17 protein-coding genes and 1 riboswitch are annotated in these 17,947 nt (G+C 62.3%); of the genes, 10 read left to right on the forward strand and 7 right to left on the reverse strand.

The genetic code is table 11. The features are described 5' to 3' along the window. Nucleotides 1-32: 32 nt before the first annotated feature. Together ligB and C2H86_RS09705 are read left to right on the forward strand one after the other, a co-directional pair. Entirely contained in the window at nt 33-1,724 is a 1,692-nt protein-coding gene (gene ligB, locus C2H86_RS09700) for an NAD-dependent DNA ligase LigB (RefSeq protein WP_159412383.1), read from the forward strand. 131 nt (nt 1,725-1,855) lie between these two features. Beyond that, nucleotides 1,856-2,248 carry a DUF1090 domain-containing protein gene (locus tag C2H86_RS09705; protein ID WP_159412384.1) on the forward strand — a complete coding sequence of 131 codons (393 nt, stop codon included), beginning with the start codon at nt 1,856-1,858 and terminating at the stop codon, nt 2,246-2,248. A 30-nt stretch (nt 2,249-2,278) separates the two neighbouring features. Here C2H86_RS09705 and C2H86_RS09710 read toward each other — a convergent pair whose 3' ends face one another. Beyond that, a complete protein-coding gene (locus C2H86_RS09710; RefSeq protein ID WP_159412385.1) occupies nt 2,279-2,725 on the reverse strand; it encodes a c-type cytochrome in 447 nt (148 codons plus the stop codon). A gap of 119 nt (nt 2,726-2,844) precedes the next feature. Between C2H86_RS09710 and mltA the strand changes: the two genes are divergently transcribed. Beyond that, nucleotides 2,845-3,996 carry a murein transglycosylase A gene (gene mltA / locus C2H86_RS09715; protein ID WP_159412386.1) on the forward strand — a complete coding sequence of 384 codons (1,152 nt, stop codon included), beginning with the start codon at nt 2,845-2,847 and terminating at the stop codon, nt 3,994-3,996. A 24-nt stretch (nt 3,997-4,020) separates the two neighbouring features. On the opposite strand, the gene C2H86_RS09720 is transcribed toward mltA, so the two are convergent. Next, complete coding sequence (locus tag C2H86_RS09720; RefSeq protein WP_159412387.1) at nt 4,021-4,407, reverse strand: MAPEG family protein; 387 nt, start codon at nt 4,405-4,407, stop codon at nt 4,021-4,023. A gap of 28 nt (nt 4,408-4,435) precedes the next feature. Next, on the reverse strand, nt 4,436-5,269 hold the full coding sequence (locus tag C2H86_RS09725; protein WP_159412388.1) for an EamA family transporter: 834 nt from the start codon (nt 5,267-5,269) through the stop codon (nt 4,436-4,438). A gap of 271 nt (nt 5,270-5,540) precedes the next feature. Between C2H86_RS09725 and C2H86_RS09730 the strand changes: the two genes are divergently transcribed. Beyond that, nucleotides 5,541-6,776 (forward strand): cation:proton antiporter, encoded by a 1,236-nt coding sequence (locus tag C2H86_RS09730; RefSeq protein ID WP_103445969.1) that lies wholly within the window; start codon nt 5,541-5,543, stop codon nt 6,774-6,776. A 32-nt stretch (nt 6,777-6,808) separates the two neighbouring features. Here the strand turns inward: C2H86_RS09730 and C2H86_RS09735 are convergent, their stop codons facing one another. After that, nucleotides 6,809-7,210 (reverse strand): acyl-CoA thioesterase, encoded by a 402-nt coding sequence (locus C2H86_RS09735; protein WP_012274534.1) that lies wholly within the window; start codon nt 7,208-7,210, stop codon nt 6,809-6,811. Nucleotides 7,211-7,389: 179 nt separating this feature from the next. Further along, nucleotides 7,390-7,486, forward strand: a riboswitch (S-adenosyl-L-homocysteine riboswitch). 20 nt (nt 7,487-7,506) lie between these two features. Here C2H86_RS09735 and ahcY point away from each other — a divergent pair. The 5 genes from ahcY (at nt 7,507) to C2H86_RS09760 (ending at nt 14,025) form a co-directional block, all read left to right on the forward strand. Beyond that, nucleotides 7,507-8,916 carry an adenosylhomocysteinase gene (gene ahcY / locus C2H86_RS09740; protein ID WP_099815603.1) on the forward strand — a complete coding sequence of 470 codons (1,410 nt, stop codon included), beginning with the start codon at nt 7,507-7,509 and terminating at the stop codon, nt 8,914-8,916. 126 nt (nt 8,917-9,042) lie between these two features. Further along, entirely contained in the window at nt 9,043-9,888 is an 846-nt protein-coding gene (gene metF / locus C2H86_RS09745) for a methylenetetrahydrofolate reductase [NAD(P)H] (RefSeq protein ID WP_159412389.1), read from the forward strand. Between the two features lie 94 nt (nt 9,889-9,982). After that, nucleotides 9,983-11,059, forward strand: a complete 1,077-nt coding sequence (locus tag C2H86_RS09750; RefSeq protein ID WP_159412390.1) for a hypothetical protein — start codon at nt 9,983-9,985, stop codon at nt 11,057-11,059. 63 nt (nt 11,060-11,122) lie between these two features. Then, on the forward strand, nt 11,123-11,911 hold the full coding sequence (locus C2H86_RS09755) for a substrate-binding periplasmic protein (RefSeq protein ID WP_159412391.1): 789 nt from the start codon (nt 11,123-11,125) through the stop codon (nt 11,909-11,911). A gap of 218 nt (nt 11,912-12,129) precedes the next feature. Next, on the forward strand, nt 12,130-14,025 hold the full coding sequence (locus C2H86_RS09760; protein ID WP_159412392.1) for a DEAD/DEAH box helicase: 1,896 nt from the start codon (nt 12,130-12,132) through the stop codon (nt 14,023-14,025). Between the two features lie 64 nt (nt 14,026-14,089). Here the strand turns inward: C2H86_RS09760 and C2H86_RS09765 are convergent, their stop codons facing one another. From C2H86_RS09765 to C2H86_RS09775, 3 genes are all read right to left on the reverse strand, one after another. Beyond that, nucleotides 14,090-14,668 (reverse strand): YceI family protein, encoded by a 579-nt coding sequence (locus C2H86_RS09765; RefSeq protein ID WP_159412393.1) that lies wholly within the window; start codon nt 14,666-14,668, stop codon nt 14,090-14,092. 34 nt (nt 14,669-14,702) lie between these two features. Beyond that, nucleotides 14,703-15,254 carry a cytochrome b gene (locus tag C2H86_RS09770; protein WP_103445976.1) on the reverse strand — a complete coding sequence of 184 codons (552 nt, stop codon included), beginning with the start codon at nt 15,252-15,254 and terminating at the stop codon, nt 14,703-14,705. A 206-nt stretch (nt 15,255-15,460) separates the two neighbouring features. Beyond that, nucleotides 15,461-17,230 (reverse strand): flavin monoamine oxidase family protein, encoded by a 1,770-nt coding sequence (locus C2H86_RS09775; RefSeq protein WP_159412394.1) that lies wholly within the window; start codon nt 17,228-17,230, stop codon nt 15,461-15,463. 211 nt (nt 17,231-17,441) lie between these two features. Between C2H86_RS09775 and C2H86_RS09780 the strand changes: the two genes are divergently transcribed. Continuing rightward, nucleotides 17,442-17,933, forward strand: a complete 492-nt coding sequence (locus C2H86_RS09780; protein ID WP_159412395.1) for a hypothetical protein — start codon at nt 17,442-17,444, stop codon at nt 17,931-17,933. Nucleotides 17,934-17,947 lie beyond the last annotated feature (14 nt).

Below are 17,947 nucleotides of genomic sequence, written 5' to 3' on the forward strand. Positions count from 1 at the left end.
GGCTTCCCCTCTGCCAAGCAAGGATGCTGGCCATGCCGTTGGTGCTCCTGTTCCTGCTCGTTCTATCGTTCAACGCGCAAGCCGCTGACTGCCCAACCTGGTCAGCCGAGCGGGCTCGCACAGAAGTCACCCGTCTGCGCGCGACAGTTAGCCAATGGGATGACCACTACCATCGCCTGGGCGAGTCCCTGGTACCCGATGAGGTCTATGACCAGAGCCGGCAACGCCTGCTGCACCTGCAAGGGTGTTTCGCGCTAGAGAGTGAGCTGGATTCACTGGCCAGCGCACGCGGGCCGATTGCCCACCCGATCCCACACACTGGCGTCGAAAAGCTGCCGGATGAACAGGCCGTGAGCCAGTGGATGACTGGCAAGACAGGTGTCTGGCTACAACCGAAGGTCGATGGCGTCGCGGTGACCCTGGTTTATCAGCAAGGCAGCCTGACCCAACTGCTCAGCAGGGGTGACGGCACCCAGGGGCATGACTGGAGCCGGCATATCAAGGTTCTGGAAGGCATCAACCGGCAACTGCCAAGCCCACTGGACCTGATCCTGCAAGGCGAGCTGTATCTGCGCCTGGAAGACCATGTGCAAGCACGCGACGGTAGCGCCAACGCCCGCGCCACCGTCGCGGGGTTGTTGGCGCGCAAGCAGCTGACCCGTGAACAAGGCGCAGACATTGCGCTGTTTGTCTGGGACTGGCCGCAAGGGCCGAGCGATCAGGGCGAGCGTGTGGCTCAGCTGGCGGCACTGGGCTTCCCCGACAGCCAGCGCTACAGCGTGGCCATCGGCAGCGCTGGCGAAGCTGCATACTGGCGCCAGCAGTGGTATCGCTCTGCCCTGCCCTTCGCCACGGACGGAGTGATCCTGCGCCAGAACACACGGCCACCCGCCGAGCGTTGGCAAACCAATGCACCTTACTGGATCGCAGCCTGGAAGCATCCCTTTGCCCAGGTGTTGAGCGAAGTGCGTGACGTGCACTTTCGCATCGGCCGCACGGGCCGAATCACACCGGTCCTGAAGCTGCAGCCGGTAAAACTGGACGACCGCCGAGTTACCCAGGTGAGCCTGGGCTCTCTGGCTCGCTGGCAGGCGCTCGATATTCGCCCGGGGGATCAGGTCGCCATCAGCCTGGCGGGGCTGACCATCCCGCGCTTCGAGCAGGTTGTGCACCGCGCTACCGAGCGCCAAAGCTTGACGGTTCCTGCGCTGGATCAATACGGCGCCCTGACATGTTGGCAGGCTGGTGAGAACTGCGAAGAGCAGTTCATTGCTCGCCTTACCTGGCTCAGTGGCAAACATGGCCTGGCCATGCCCGGCACCGGGCCCGGCACTTGGCGACGGCTGGTACAGGCCGGGCTGGTAACGTCGATGACCGACTGGCTTGAGCTGGATGCCAACCGACTGGCCCAGTTGCCTGGCATCAGCGACACCAGCGCCAGGCGCTTGCAACGAAGCTTCGAGGCTGGCCGCGCCAGGCCTTTCGATCAGTGGATCAGCGGTCTTGGAGTGCCAATACCACGCAATTTGCCGCTCGAGGGCGACTGGGCAACCCTCGCCCGGCGCTCAGCCACTGAATGGCAAGCCTTGCCCGGCATTGGCGCAATTCGTGCCAGCCAACTACAAGTATTTTTCGCGGCCGAGCACGTGCAGGCCCTGGCTCAACAGCTGAGCGAGAGCGGCATCCAAGGGTTCGCCGCCGTTGCCACCCGTGTGAGGCAATGAGTTTTAACAAAAACTGTTGTAGGAAAATGCCTGGATTGTTCCAGAAATATCCAACAAGGGTTCCTAAATCGCCAAAAGCAAGGCAGGATTTGCCCCACCTTTTGCTGACCCGCCCCCTCAAGGAGGCTTTGATGAAATTGATTTTCACCCTGACACTGCTGACCACCCTGGGTCTGGCTGCCGGCGTTGCCCAAGCGGCACAGCCTGATGAGGGCTTGACCGGTTGCGCCGCCAAGCGCAGTGCCATCGAGAACCAGCTGAAAATCGCCCGCGACCACGGCAACAGCGATCAGGTGGCTGGGCTTGAGGAAGCACTGCGTGGCGTTGGCAATTGCACCGACGCCAGCCTGCGTAAAGAGCGCGAGCAGAAAGTGCTCGATGCACGTCACGAGGTGGCGGAGCGCGAGAGGGACCTGAAGAAGGCCGAGAAAAAGGGCGACGCGGAAAAGATCAACAAGCGCAAGGACAAGCTTGCCGAGTCCCGCAAGGAGTTGCAGGAAGCAGTAGACGAACTGGACCGCTGACCTTGCATGATCGCCTGTTGACGCAGGCGATCAATGATTGCGGAATTCGGTATGGCACGCCTTGCACGCCGCCTCGACCTTATCCATCGGTGCCTTCATTTGCGCCGCGTCCAGCGGTTGGGTCCGCGTCACTTCCACCAACTCGCCGGTCACACCCTCCAGTTGCCGGGCAAGGTCATGGAAGTGCGCCTGCCGCTCCCACACCTCCGGCCGTGCACTGCTGTCACCCTCATCCCGCGCCTGTGGAAAATGCTGCCACGGCGCATGGGCAAGACCATCGAGCTTCAACGCGCCATCGGCGAACTTCACTCCGTCGAAGGGCAAGCGGCCGCGCAACATCCCGCCCATGTCTTCGCTGGTCTTGAGCATGTCCTTGAAGATTGCCTTGCGCTTGCCCAACGGCGAGTTGGGGTCGACCCGGTCACAGGCAGTCAGGGCAAGGGCAGCAAGCAGTACTACGGTCAATCGCTTGAACATCACGGTCACTTCAGCCAACGCAAAAGGGTGGCCAGTATCGCCGCCAGCCAGGCAAAGACCAATAGCCACATAAAACACAAGGGCGAATCTTCATGTTCGCCAGCCACAGGTACCCACTGATGAAATCTGCCCTGCGCCATCTGGCCTGGACACTTCCGGCACTCGCCCTGCTGGCCGGCTGCAACGGCGGCGAAAGCGCCAAGCCCGAGCCTCATGCCATCGCCACCTATGCCCCGTCCACCTGGAAAGACCTGCCTGCGGTCAGCGATGAAGACCTGCTGGCCGGCTTCTATGCCTGGCGCAGCGGCTGCGAAAAACTCAAGCGCGACCCGGTGTGGGCCGCCACCTGCGAAGCAGCCGGCAACGACACGGCGAGCGCCACTCAGGTGCGCACGTTCCTTGAGCAGAACCTGCAGGTGTATGGCCTGCGTTCCGCCGACAACAACGCCAACGGCCTGATCACCGGCTACTACGAACCGGTCTACCCCGGTAGCCTGAAGCGCACCGAAGCGGCGCACGTGGCGGTTTATGGCGTACCCGATGACATGATCGTGGTCGACCTGGCCAGCGTGTACCCCGAACTCAAAGGCAAGCGCCTGCGTGGCCGCCTGGACGGTCGCGTGCTCAAACCTTACGACACTGCCGAGGTGATCAGCCGCGATGGCGTCAAGGCACCCGTGCTGGCCTGGCTGACCGATCCGATGGACCTGCAGTTCCTGCAGATTCAGGGCTCAGGCAGAATCCAGCTGGAAGATGGCCGCCAGCTGCGGCTGGGCTATGCCGAGCAGAACGGCCACCCCTACCGGCCAATCGGCCGCTGGCTGGTGGAGCAAGGCCAGTTGAAAAAAGAAGACGTGACCATGGGCAGCATTCACGCCTGGGCCATGGCCAACCCGCAGCGCGTGCCGGAACTGTTGGCCAGCAACCCTAGCTATGTGTTCTTCAGTGTCCGCCCGGACAGCAACGAAGGGCCGCGCGGCTCACTGAACGTGCCGCTGACAGCGGGCTACAGCGTGGCCATCGACCGCAAGGTGATCCCGCTGGGCAGCTTGTTATGGCTGTCGACCACACGCCCGGATGGGTCGCCGGTGGTACGCCCGGTGGGGGCTCAGGACACGGGGGGAGCGATTGCCGGCGAAGTGCGTGCCGACCTGTTCTGGGGGACCGGGCCGCAAGCCGGCGAGCTGGCGGGGAACATGAAGCAGCAAGGGCAGATCTGGATGCTCTGGCCCAAGGGCCAGCCGCTGCCAGAGGTGCCCAAAGTCCTCTGATCCGGCGTTGAGCACTTCGTGGTCTCAGATGGAGACCACGAAGAACGCCACGATCAACGCCATCCCGGCGAACCACACCAGCGAACGCAGTGCCGCCCAGTCCGCCAGATAGCAGATGATGTAGAGCAGGCGGCTGGTGATATACATCACACCCAGCACATCCTGGGTCACCTGTTCGGCATTACCGACGATATCGGCCACCAGTACCGCCGCCGCAAATGCCGGAAAAGCCTCGTAGCTATTCTGCTGGGCGGCATGCGCACGGCGCGGCAAGCCCGACAGCGTGTCGAGGAAGGCGCGCGGGTCGTGGTTGTCCTTGAGGCCGAAGCGGCCACTCGACACTTTTGCAATCAAGGCGCACAGCGGCGCCAGAAACAACGCGATTAAAATGCACCACAGGGCAACGGTCATGGACAGGACTCCTTGTTCGATCGTGAGGTCAGAGCTTCATCACCAGCATGCCTGCCAGGACCAGCCCGCAAGCTAGGAGTCTCGGCCCGCCAAAAGGTTCTTTGAGGTAGCGCATACCCAGCAGTACCACCAGTATCACACTCAATTCGCGCAGGGCCGCCGCTTCAGCCACCGACCCCAGGTGCATGGCCCACAACACCAGTGCGTAACTGAACAGCACGCAAAAGCCCACCGCCAGGCCCAACCGCCATTGGGTGCGCCAGAACAGCACGAAGGGCGCCCGTCGCGCCACGCTGGCCAGCAGCGGGAATGGCCAGGCGCTGAGCAGCGTCAACCACACCAGGTAATCCCAAGGCTTACCCCACAACCGCACCGCCTGGCCGTCGAACCAGGTGTAGCAACCAATACACAGGCCGATCAGCGCAACCACCGGCAGCATCGACCACGGCAACCGGTCACCGCCGCCGCCCTGCCACAACAGGCACGCCATGCCACACGGGATCAGCAGGATGCCGATGATCTGCTGCGAGCTGAGCGTCTCACCGGCAAACGCCAGGGTCAGCCCCAGCACCACCAACGGCGACAGGCCGCGCATCAGAGGATAGACCAGCCCCAGATCCCCGACCCGATAGGCCTGGATCAGCAGAAACCGATACAACTGCTCGGCCAGCGCCGAAGCCAGCAGCCAAGGCCAGATCTCGGCAGGCGGAAACTCGGTGAAGGCCACGGCGCACACCGCGAACAGCAACGCCACGACGTCCATGCTGGCGATCACCAGCAGGCGCTCGGCGCTGAATTTGATCAGGGTGTTCCAGGTCGCGTGCAGCAGGGCGGCGACCAATACCAGGGAAGTTGCCAGCACGCCTTCGGGTCCTTGTGACGTTTTTCAGTTTATGAGGGGTGAATATATAGCGTTGGGCCGCTGGTTGCCTGGGATGTGTACGCCGGGAGCGATTCTGTGTCTGTGAGACCGAGCGCACCTGGCCGCCTTATTGCGCCCTCCAACCGCATACATCCGGAACGATTCCAACAATTCTGGTCAAATCCTGTGTCCCGACCCTCTCGCCAGATCATCAAAGAACTGCCCGAGCCACTCGGGTAACGACTTGGAAGCCACTTTCACAGGATTCGGGATGCTTGAACTAGTTGCCGCGTTTATCTGCCTCACCACCCTCCTCACCTATGTAAATTACCGCTTCATCGGCCTGCCACCCGCCATCGGCGTGATGGTCACGGCGTTGCTGTTCTCCCTGATGCTGCAGGGCCTGAGCCTGATCGGCTTCCCTGGCCTGGAGGAACGCGTCGAAGGCTTGATGAACCAGATCGATTTCAATGACCTGCTGATGCACTGGATGCTGGCCTTCCTGCTGTTCGCCGGCGCACTGCACGTCAACCTCAGCGACCTGCGCAGCTACCGCTGGCCGATCGGCCTGCTGGCCACACTGGGTGTGCTGATTGCCACCGTGGTGATCGGCTACCTGTCGCACTGGGTGTTCGCGATGTTCGGCTGGCAGGTGCCGCTGATCTACTGCCTGCTGTTCGGCGCGCTGATCTCCCCGACCGATCCGATCGCCGTGCTGGGCGCGCTGCGTACCGCCAACGCCTCCAAGCCGCTGAAGACCACCATCGTCGGCGAGTCGTTGTTCAACGACGGTACTGCGGTGGTGGTGTTTACCGTGTTGCTGGGCATCATCCAGCTCGGTGAAACGCCGAGCGTCTCCGACACCGCCATCCTGTTCGCCCGCGAAGCCATCGGCGGTGTGCTGTTCGGCGGCGTGATCGGCTATGCCACCTACCGCATGATCAAGAGCGTCGAGCAGTATCAGGTCGAGGTGATGTTGACCCTGGCGCTGGTGATCGGTGGTTCGGCAATGTGCTACGAACTGCATGTTTCGGCACCGATCGCCATGGTGGTCGCGGGCCTGATCATCGGTAACCTGGGCCGTAACCTGGCAATGAACGACATGACCCGCCGCTACATGGACGGCTTTTGGGAACTGATCGATGACATGCTCAATGCCCTGCTATTCGCCCTGATCGGCCTGGAACTGTTGCTGTTGCCGTTCAACTGGCTGCACCTGGCGGCGGGTGGCGTGCTGGCGTTGGCGGTGCTGCTGTCGCGGCTGCTGACCGTGGCCCCGGCGATCGTGCTGTTGCGGCGCTGGCGGCCGGTGCCGAAAGGTACCGTGCGAGTTCTGACCTGGGGTGGCTTGCGTGGCGGGGTTTCGGTGGCCCTGGCGCTGTCGCTGCCACTGGGCGCGGAACGTGACCTGCTGTTGTCGATCACCTACATCGTAGTGTTGTCATCGATCCTGGTACAAGGTTTGAGCATTGGCCGCGTGGTACGCAAAGTCAGCGCACAGCCTTGAAAAGGCAGGGGCCGCTTTGCGGCCCCTGACAATCACTCGACTGCGGAGTCCGGGAACTGGTCCTGGACGTACTTGATCTCGGTCCGCCCATGGGCCGCCGGCAAGCCGTCTTCGCCCAGGTTGACGAAGACCATCTTGTCGACCGTCAGAATGCTCTTGCGGGTAATCTTGTTGCGTACTTCGCACTTGAGGGTGATCGAGGTACGGCCAAACTCGGTGGCCGTGATGCCCAGTTCGATGATATCGCCCTGGCGCGAGGCACTGACGAAGTTGATCTCCGACATGTACTTGGTCACCACGCGCTGGTTGCCCAGCTGGACGATGGCATAGATTGCCGCTTCTTCGTCGATCCAGCGCAGCAAGCTGCCGCCGAACAGCGTGCCGTTGGGGTTGAGGTCTTCGGGTTTTACCCATTTGCGGGTGTGAAAGTTCATCTTTACTCCTGACCTGCTTGGCTAACGTGAAGTAATGATGGCAGAGCGGCCGCCACCGCTCCATTGAACATCGACTATCGTCGCGATAAATCGACAGAAAGCCTTGGGTGTGTCACACAGCCACGGCTATAATCGCTGCCGATTCTCATGGCTGCCCGCAGTGGCGGCCATCCCGCCACCCATCCGAGGGGCGCTGCAGCAGGCTCGGCCTGTCAGGCTCGGTTGGGGCGTTGTCCGCTGAAGCGGACGCTCAACGCACAACGGCGCCCATTCGCACACTACGAATGGAGGCTCTCATGAGCGCTGTAAACACGCCTGCTGGTTTTTCCGACTTCAAGGTCGCCGACATTTCCCTGGCCGACTGGGGCCGCAAGGAAGTCATCATCGCCGAATCGGAAATGCCGGCACTGATGGGCCTGCGCCGCAAGTATCAAGCCGAGCAACCGCTCAAGGGCGCCAAGATCATCGGCTGCATCCACATGACCATCCAGACCGCCGTGCTGATCGAGACCCTGGTCGCCCTGGGCGCCGAAGTTCGCTGGTCGTCGTGCAACATCTTCTCCACCCAGGACCAGGCCGCTGCCGCCATTGCCGCCGCCGGCATTCCTGTGTTCGCCTGGAAAGGTGAAACCGAGCAGGAGTACGAGTGGTGCATCGAGCAGACCATCCTGAAAGATGGCCAGCCTTGGGACGCCAACATGGTGCTGGACGACGGTGGTGACCTGACCGAAATCCTGCACAAGAAATACCCGGCCATGCTGGAAAAGATCCACGGCGTGACCGAAGAAACCACCACTGGCGTGCACCGCCTGCTGGACATGCTGGCCAAGGGCGAGCTGAAAGTCCCGGCGATCAACGTCAACGACTCGGTCACCAAGAGCAAGAACGACAACAAGTACGGCTGCCGTCACAGCCTGAACGATGCCATCAAGCGCGGCACCGACCACCTGCTGTCGGGCAAGCAGGCCCTGGTAATCGGCTATGGTGACGTGGGCAAGGGCTCGGCCCAGTCGCTGCGTCAGGAAGGCATGATCGTCAAGGTCACCGAAGTCGACCCGATCTGCGCCATGCAAGCCTGCATGGACGGCTTCGAAGTCGTTTCGCCGTTCAAGGACGGTATCAACACCGGTACCGAAGCCGGCATCAATGCCGACCTGTTGGGCCGCATCGACCTGATCGTCACCACCACCGGTAACGTCAACGTCTGCGACGCCAACATGCTCAAGGCCCTGAAGAAGCGTGCCGTGGTCTGCAACATCGGCCACTTCGACAACGAAATCGACACCGCCTTCATGCGCAAGAACTGGGCATGGGAAGAGGTCAAGCCGCAGGTTCACAAGATCCACCGCACTGGCGCTGGCACCTTCGACCCGCAGAACGACGACTACCTGATCCTGCTGGCCGAAGGCCGCCTGGTGAACCTGGGCAACGCCACTGGCCACCCAAGCCGCATCATGGACGGTTCGTTCGCCAACCAGGTGCTGGCGCAGATCTTCCTGTTCGAGCAGAAGTTCGCTGAACTGCCAGCTGCCAAGAAGGCCGAGCGCCTGACCGTGGAAGTGCTGCCGAAGAAACTCGACGAAGAAGTGGCCCTGGAAATGGTCCGCGGTTTCGGTGGCGTGGTCACCCAGCTGACTCCGCAACAGGCCGAGTACATCGGCGTGACCGTCGAAGGCCCGTTCAAGCCGGACGCCTACCGCTACTAAGCGGCAGGCTTGGAGCGACACGCTTCAACGCCGAAACCTGAACGATGCCCAAGCCAGATCGGCCATCACCGATCTGGCTTTTACTTGCAGCTTGCTGCCAGAGGCTTGCTGCTCGAGGAACGCCTGATGTCCCAAGATCGCCGTTACAGTTTCGAGTTCTTCCCAACCAAGACCGACGCCGGTCACGAAAAGCTGATGGGCGTAGCTCGCCAGCTGGCCGCGTACAACCCGGACTTCTTCTCCTGCACCTACGGTGCCGGCGGCTCTACCCGCGACCGCACGCTGAACACCGTGCTGCAGCTGGAAAGCGAAGTGAAGATTCCTGCCGCGCCGCACCTGTCGTGCGTCGGCGACACCAAAGACGAACTGCGCGCCCTGCTGGCCGAGTACAAGGCCGCCGGCATCAAGCGCATCGTCGCCCTGCGTGGCGACCTGCCATCGGGCATGGGCATGGCCAGTGGTGAGCTGCGCTATGCCAGCGATCTGGTCGAGTTCATTCGCCAGGAAACCGGCGACCACTTCCACCTGGAAGTTGCCGCCTATCCGGAAATGCACCCGCAAGCGCGCAACTTCGAAGCCGACCTGGGCAACTTCGTGCACAAGGTCAAGGCCGGTGCCGACAGCGCCATCACCCAGTACTTCTTCAACGCCGACAGCTACTTCTACTTCGTCGAGCGTGCACAGAAAATGGGCGTGGATATCCCGGTGGTGCCCGGTATCATGCCGATCACCAACTACAGCAAACTGGCGCGTTTCTCCGATGCCTGCGGCGCCGAGATCCCGCGCTGGATCCGCAAGCAGCTGGAAGCCTACGCCGACGATACCGCGAGCATCCAGGCCTTTGGCGAAGAAGTCATCACCCGCATGTGCGAGCAACTGCTGCAAGGCGGCGCGCCGGGCCTGCACTTCTACACCCTCAACCAGGCCGAGGCGAGCCTGGCTATCTGGAACAATCTGAAACTGCCACGCTGAAACTTTTTGGCATCATCGGATTCAGAAACAATTAAGGCTTTAGTCGTAGACTAGGGCCTTATTTACTTTCTGGCCCTGATAGGTGTCGTTCGCAATGCAACATTTCCTGCCATCTCGCCCTCAGCTCGTGTACCTGGCGTTCGGCCCCGCCACCTATCATCAAGAAGCCTGCTTCAGCATCGTCAGTGCCCTCGCGCACCTGAAGGGCAGTGCCACTCAGGCCATCGACATCCAGGTCTATACCGACAATGCCGAGCCCTACAGCAAACTGCCAGTAACCGTTCATCTGCTCGACGAAGCTACCCGCAAGGCCTGGAACCAGCCCCACGGCTATCACTTCCGCAGCAAGCACGTGCTGTTGCGCCAGGTGCTGCAGCAACATCCTCAGGCCGTGCTGATCGACACCGATACCTTTTTCCGCAAATCGCCGCTGCAACTGTTCCAGCGAGTCAACCCCGGCACGCTGCTGTGCAACGCCATCGGCGCGCGCTACGGTGCGAATCAGCAGTGCCTGCTGTACACGAACCTGCTCGGCATTCTCGAGTCGCGCGGCCTGGCCGACTGCCAGATGCCGCTGGTCAACTCGGGCGTAATCGGCCTGTGTGCCGAGGATACCGACGTGCTGGACCGCTCCATTGCCATGATGGACGAGTTCTACCCGTTGGCGCGCACCGCCTATACCCTGGAAGAGTTCTGCCTGGCGGTGGCCGCTTACCGCAAGATGGAACTGGCCGAGTGCACCGATGTGATCCACCACTACTGGAGCCGCAAGGCCCAGTTCCGCGCCAAGATCCAGGCCTGGTTGCGCAAGCACGGCGATAACCCGCTAGGTGCGGCGGCGCTTGCCGATGTGGCATTGGTCAACGACCAACTGCCACGCCCACCGACCTTGCAGCGCCTGGGCTACAAGGCCTTGAGCCTGACCATGCCCAGCCGCGAGCGCCAGTTCGTACGCGAGCTGCTGTATGGCTGCTACCCCTATTCCAACGAGTTCGATCGCGCCTGTGCATCGGCATGGTGGGACAAGGCGCTGGAAAACCTCAACGAGCGCCACGGGCGCATCGAGCCCGAGCAACTGCGCCAGTGCCTGCGTCACCCGAGCCTGCGCCTGTCACTGGGTGGCCGGCGCAAGGAAATCGAGGCACACCTGCTGCGTTCTTCCCATCGCTGAGGCTGGCACCGGGGGCTTCCATCTTCACTGGCCTTGCCCCTGGTGAGCGCGTAATCTCGCGCCATGCCCCACATCGCCCAATTGCTGTGCATCCTGCTGCTCGCCTGCCTGAGCCCGATGGCGCTGGGCGAGCGGCTGCGCCTGGTCAGCGACGACTGGGCGCCCTATGTGTATCGCGATGGTGGCCGGGCCAAAGGTATCGACTACGAAGTCACCACCGAGGTCTTCCGACGCCTGGGTGTCGAGGTGGACTGGCAGTTCCTGCCGTGGAAGCGCTGCCTGGCCTTGGTGGAACAGGGCCAAGCTGACGGCGTGATGGACATTTTCCAGGTTGAATCGCGCAAGGCGTATTTGGTCTACCCGACAGAACCCATGTCCGATGTCGAGTTCGTGCTGTTTCAGGCCAGCGACCGGCGCCATGCCATCCGCCAGCTGGATGACCTCAGCGGCCTGACCGTAGGCACGTCGCCGGGCTACGCCTACGACAAAGCGTTCAATGAATCCCAGGCGTTCCGCCGCGAAACCGCACCGAGCCACGAAGCCAATTTCGGCAAACTCATTCGGGGGCGCATCGATCTGCTGGTCACCGACCGTCTGGTCGGGCGTTACCTGCGCAAGCAGCTTGGCCTCGAACAGCAGGTCGAAGAGCTGCCCTTGGTCATCAGCCGTCAGGCGCAATACCTGGGCCTTGCGCGCAAACCCGGGCGCGAACAACTGGCCGAGGCGTTTGCCGAAGAACTGCGTCGTTTCAAGCAGGAACCGGCGTTCGAGGCGATTATCCAACACTACATCGGCGACACTGGCAATCTTGCCGGCGCCGTTGAGCAGCAGGAAAGCAGCACGCTGCGTTAGCTCTGTTATACTCGGGCCTTCCCGCCCGGCTCACGCCCGGACGCTCGGCCTCGCAACAGGCATCCCGATCGGCATCGACGCAACTTTGCGTCCACCCTCCGCTTCCCGGATGTGCAGTGAAAGCCCAGCTGGACCGGACGCGATCGCATCCCTTGGATGCCCGTCGCGCCAGGCAGAATATCCCAACGGGCCCAGCCCCCACGAGAACAGGATTGCCCATGTCCTTTGCTTCCCTCGGACTCTCCGAGGCTCTTGTCCGCGCTATCGAGGCAGCGGGCTACACCCAGCCGACCCCGGTGCAACAGCGGGCCATTCCCGCCGTGTTGCAAGGCCGCGACCTGATGGTCGCCGCACAGACAGGTACTGGTAAAACCGGCGGCTTCGCCTTGCCGATCCTCGAGCGCCTGTTCCCGGCCGGCCACCCCGACAAATCTCAGCGTCATGGCCCGCGCCAGCCGCGGGTCCTGGTCCTGACCCCGACCCGTGAACTCGCCGCCCAGGTACACGACAGCTTCAAGGTGTACGCCCGCGACCTGCCACTGGTCAGCGCCTGCATCTTTGGTGGCGTCGGCATGAACCCGCAGATCCAGGCCATTGCCAAGGGTGTCGACGTGCTCGTCGCCTGCCCGGGGCGCCTGCTCGACTTGGCCGGCCAAGGCAAGGTCGACCTTGCCCACGTGGAAATCCTGGTCCTGGACGAAGCCGACCGGATGCTCGACATGGGCTTCATCCATGACGTGAAAAAGGTCCTCGCCCGCCTGCCGGCCAAGCGCCAGAACCTGCTGTTCTCGGCGACCTTCTCCAAGGACATCACCGACCTGGCCGACAAGCTCCTGCACAACCCGGAGCGCATCGAGGTCACCCCGCCGAACACCACCGTCGAGCGTATCGAGCAGCGCGTCTACCGCCTGCCCGCCAGCCACAAGCGTGCCCTGCTGGCGCACTTGATCACGCTGGGTGCCTGGGAGCAGGTACTGGTATTCACTCGCACCAAGCACGGCGCCAACCGCCTGGCCGAATACCTGGAAAAGCACGGCCTGACCGCTGCCGCGATCCACGGTAACAAGAGCCAGAACGCCCGCACCAAGGCCCTGGCCGACTTCAAGGCCAACAGTGTGCGCGTGCTGGTAGCCACCGACATCGCCGCCCGTGGCCTGGACATCGACCAGCTGCCCCACGTGGTCAACTTCGAGCTGCCGAACGTCGAAGAAGACTACGTGCACCGCATCGGCCGTACCGGCCGTGCCGGGCGCTCGGGCGAGGCCATCTCCATGGTCGCGCCGGATGAAGAAAAGCTGCTCAAGAGCATCGAACGGGTCACCAGGCAGAAGATCCCGGACGGCGACCTGATGGGCTTCGATGCCAGCCAGGTAGAAGCTGAAAAGCCTGAGGTGCGTGAGCGCCAGCAGAACAACGGCCGCGGCGGCCGCAACCAGCAGCAGGCCCGCGGCGAAGGCAGCAAAGACGCCAACGGCGGCCGCAAGGACAAGGGCAAGGACAAAGGCAAGGCCAAGCAGCAGGCCGCTGACAAGCCGGCCGACAAGGAAAAGTCCGGCGACAAGCAGCAGCAGCGCAAGCCGCGTGACAAGAAGCCACGCCAGCAGCAACAGGCCAGCAGCAATTCCGCACCGAAAGCGCCAGCCGATCGTGACCCGGAAGAATTCCTGGACGACGATGTCGACAACTTCGGTAACCGCGCCGACTACGTCAGCCCTTACCAGAACGGTAAAGGCCAAGGCCGCAACCGCCGTCCAGGTGGTGCAGGTCAGGGTCAAAGCCAGGGCAGCGGCCAGCGCAGCAACAGTGGCGGTGGCCAAGGCCAGGGCCGCAATGCTGGCGGCCAACAGCGCAGCGCCAGCGGCGACAAGCGCCCACGCAACAACAACGGTGGCGGCGCCCGTCGTGACAACAATGGCGGTGGCCGCAACCGTTCGGCCGGGCGTGACGATGCAGCGCGTCAGGAGCCGGCAGTACGCAGCACCCGCGAACAGCACCAGCCAGTGATCATCCGCAAGGAATCCAAGCTCGACCGTTACCCAACGCCAGAGCAGCTAGACGATCTGCCGAGCCGCCCGCGCGGTGAGCGCCCTGCACTGCTCACCCGCAAGGGCTGAGTCGCACATCAGGCATAAAAAAACGCCGCCCAATGGGCGGCGTTTTTCATTGCGTGGGGAATGCTTACTTCTGCTTCACACCTTCGACACTGATGTCCAGGTCCAGGGTCTGCGAAGTCGGGCCTGGGCCCTTGATGCCGAAGTCGTTCAGGTTCACCGTGGTGATTGCGTTGAAGCCAGCGCGCTCGCCGCCCCACGGGTCCTTGCCCTCACCGTTGAAGGTAGCCTTGAAGGTGACTGGCTTGGTCACGCCGTGCAGGGTCAGGTCGCCGGTCACGTCAGCAGTCTTCTCGCCAGTCGATTTGACGGCGGTGGAGACGAACTTGGCATCCGGGTACTTGGCGACGTCCAGGAAGTCCTTGCTGGCGATGTGCTTGTCACGCTCGGCGTGGTTCGACCACAGGCTGGCGGTTTTGACATCGACTTCGATCTTGCTGGCCTCAGGCTTGGCGCTATCCCAAGTGAACTTACCATCGAAGTCCTTGAAGGTGCCGTGGATGAAGCTGTAGCCCAGGTGGCTGATCTTCCAGTCGACGAACGCGTGCTGGCCTTCCTTGTCGATCTTGTACTCGGCAGCCATGGCCTGGCCGGCGGAGAACAGAGCGGTACCGAGCGCCAGAGCGGCAAAAGTCTTTTTCAACATCCTTACTTCCTTCCTATGCAATTGAGGTTGAGAGTCAAGCTTTGCGGCCCAGCATGCGAGTCAGGGTCGCGTCACGGTCGATGAAATGGTGTTTCAAGGCGGCCAGGGCATGCAGCACGGCGAAGATCACCAGGCCCCATGCCAGCCACAGATGAATCACGCCGGCCACGTCCGCCTGGTCGGGCAGGTCGCTGATCAGTGCCGGCACGTCGAACAGGCCGAACACTGGAATACCGACGCCGTCGGCAGTGGAAATCAGGTAACCGGCGATCATGACGGCAAACAGCCCCAGGTACAGCGCCAGATGCCCCAGCTTGGCCGCCATGCGGGTGAATGCCCCATGGTTGGCCGGAGCCGGCGGTGGCGGGGTGATGAAACGCCAGACCACACGCAGCAGCATCACCGCCAGCAACACCAGGCCGATGCTCTTGTGCAGGTCCGGGCCAGCCTTGCGCCAAGGGTCGTAGTAGTCGAGACCGACCATCCACAGGCCCAGGCCGAACAGACCGAAGACTGCCAGTGCAACGCCCCAGTGCAGGACGATGCTGACCACGCCATAGCGAGAAGGTGAATTGCGCAGTTGCATGATGACGTGGTTCCCCGTGAAAGCTGTGCACAGACTAACGCGTAACGTATCGAATAAAAGCTTAAAAAACTGCTTTGTTTTATCGAAAAATACGATGATTAGTGTGTGAGTTTCCTATTAAGGAAACATTAACAATAGTCGGAGAGTTAGCGGTTTCCAGTGCCGGCCCCTTCGCGGGTAAACCCGGGAGGGGGCCGGCACTGGTATCAGTTAGCCTGCGCCTGGGTATTGGTCACCGGTTTCTTTACCGGCTCGGATTTGACTGTGGCCTTCTTCGGCTCGACCGGCTTTTTCGCCTGCTTCGCCGCAGACTTGTGTGCCGGTGCATGCTTGGCCGGTGCTGCCTTGGTCGCGGCGGGCTTGGCCGGCTCTTCCTTGGCAACGACTGCAGGTGCAGGGATAGCGGGGGCGGCAGCAGGAGCCGGTGCCGGCGCTGGTGCGGCTTCCTCAGCCTTGGCAACCGGCGCAGTCTTCACTTCAGGCTTGTCGCTACCACCGAACAGGCGCGAGAAGAACCCGCCGCCACTTTCCTTCTTCGCCACTGCTGCACCCGCTGTCGCCGCAGCTGCGACGGTCGCAGCCTTGGCCGGGTCGAACGACTTGCCCGCAAGCAGGTCCTGAGCCTGGCTGGCTGCACGCTGGCCGCTGCGCAGGGCGCCTTCGAGGGTGCCTGGGTAAAGCGCATCGGTGTGCTCACCGGCAAAGGTGATGCGCTGCACCGGGCGCTCCCACAGGCGCCAGTACTTGCTGATCTGCCCAGGGCCGTAAGCCAGGTAGGCGCCACCGGTGCCGGCGTCGACACTGTAGCGCTTGACCTCATAACCGGTGAACGCACCACGGGCCTGTGGATAGAACGCATGCAGGCGGATCAGCACCTGGTCGACCATCTGCTTGTCGCCAAAGGCCTGCAGCAGGCGCGCATTGTCACCCGAGAGGTTGATCACCACGTTGGCACCGCCCTTGAGCGCCGGCTCGATCCACAGCATGCCGAGGCCGGCGTTACTGAAGATTTCACCCGACATGCGCGCGCGGCTTTCCCAGACCGGCTGCTTGAACTTGAGCATCAACTGGTCGCGCCAGCCGTAGTTGGTGCCTCGCAGCGCTGCCACATGTTGAGTGTCCAGGCCTGGGGTGATCTGGATCTTGGCCAGCGCCCGCAGTGGCACCGCCATCACCAGGTAATCGGCCTTGTAGTCCGTGCTGCCGACCTTGACCGTGACGCCATCCTTGTCCTGCACGATCGCTGTGACCGGCGAGCTGGTCTTGATGGTCTTCAACTGCTTGACGAATGCCTGGGCCAGCACCGGGCTGCCGCCAGGCAGGCGCGCGGCACGCAGGTCGCGATCACTGACGCCACGGTAGACGCGGTTCTGCTGGGCGAAGTAAAGCAGCGACAGGCGCGATGGCTCGTCATAGCGGGTGCGGATCTGCTGGTTGATCAGCTGACGCGCTGTGGTCGGCAACTGCAGCTTGTCGAGCCAGGTGGACACGTTCATCTGGTCGAGGGCGAACAAGGTGCTGTTCGCCTGCGGGTTGAGCGGGTCATCGATCGAACGGGCCAGGTCGTCGAGGGTCTTCTCGTAGCGCTTGAGTGCTTCGGCGGTGGCCGGCTGCTTGGCAGTCAGGTCGGTGGCGCTGAAGTACTCGCCGTCGATCAGGTAACCCGGCGTACGCACAAATTCTGGCGCGGGCAGTGTTTCAAGCTTGAAACGGTCGAGGTACTGATTGAGCACCGGCTGTGCCTTGGCGTTGCCGATCCACTCGCTGGTGGCCAGGCCAGATCGCCCACCCATGCCCGACTTGGCCTCCAGCAGGGCGACCTGCCAGCCTTTATTTTGCAGTTCGTAGGCTGCGGTCAGGCCTGCCAGGCCGCCACCCACCACGATTGCCGACGGTGTCTTGTCCTTTGCCAGCGCGGCGCCGCTGGACACACCGATCAATACCAACGCGCACAGGCGCACCCAAGCAGCAGCCATGTCGGCGAACTCCGAGTTGAAAAAGCAGAATGGGAAGAGGCGGGAGTGCCCCGAGAGTCGATGCGTTAAGAATACGTCAGGTATCTGGACCCTGCCAGCACAGCGATATCAAGTGCCTTTGGCAACTGACATTTTTGTCAGTAGCCAGGCCTCTGGCCACTAGGTGAAGCTGGCGAAGGTGGCTGAAAAAACCGACAAAAGGAGCTGCACCATGACCTATGAGGAGCATTTCGCGCAGGTAGAAAGGCAATTCTTGTGGCACAACCAGACTGTACACACCCCCTCAGGCCTGAAAATCCGCTCCAACGGTACCTCCTGGACCGGTCTGCACGAAGCCTTCAAAGGCGATGACGGCACCGAGTTGGTGATTGGCGAGCACAGTGACGTGGAGATCTCCTTCAATCAGGAAGTCGAATGCCTGCGGCTGGAGTACTACGTCGTCAGCGACCAGTATTTCGACGATGTGCAGATGCTGCTGGATACCGACGGCTACGACATGGACCTGATTGCCCCGGTCCCGCGCAACTTCTACTGGCTTACCCTCTCCGGTAGCGGCTTTACCGATTTCCGGCCGGGCCCGATCTCCACCCAACCCTATCACCAGGTCATCGATGGCCCCTTTCGCCGCCTGACCATTTCCACCTCACAGGCTGGCACCGTGCACATTCGCCGCCTGGAATGGACCCGCACCTGTCGCCATTGAGCACTAGCGGTTGT

The sequence above is a fragment of the Pseudomonas putida genome, assembly GCF_009883635.2.
GTDB lineage: Bacteria > Pseudomonadota > Gammaproteobacteria > Pseudomonadales > Pseudomonadaceae > Aquipseudomonas > Aquipseudomonas putida_W.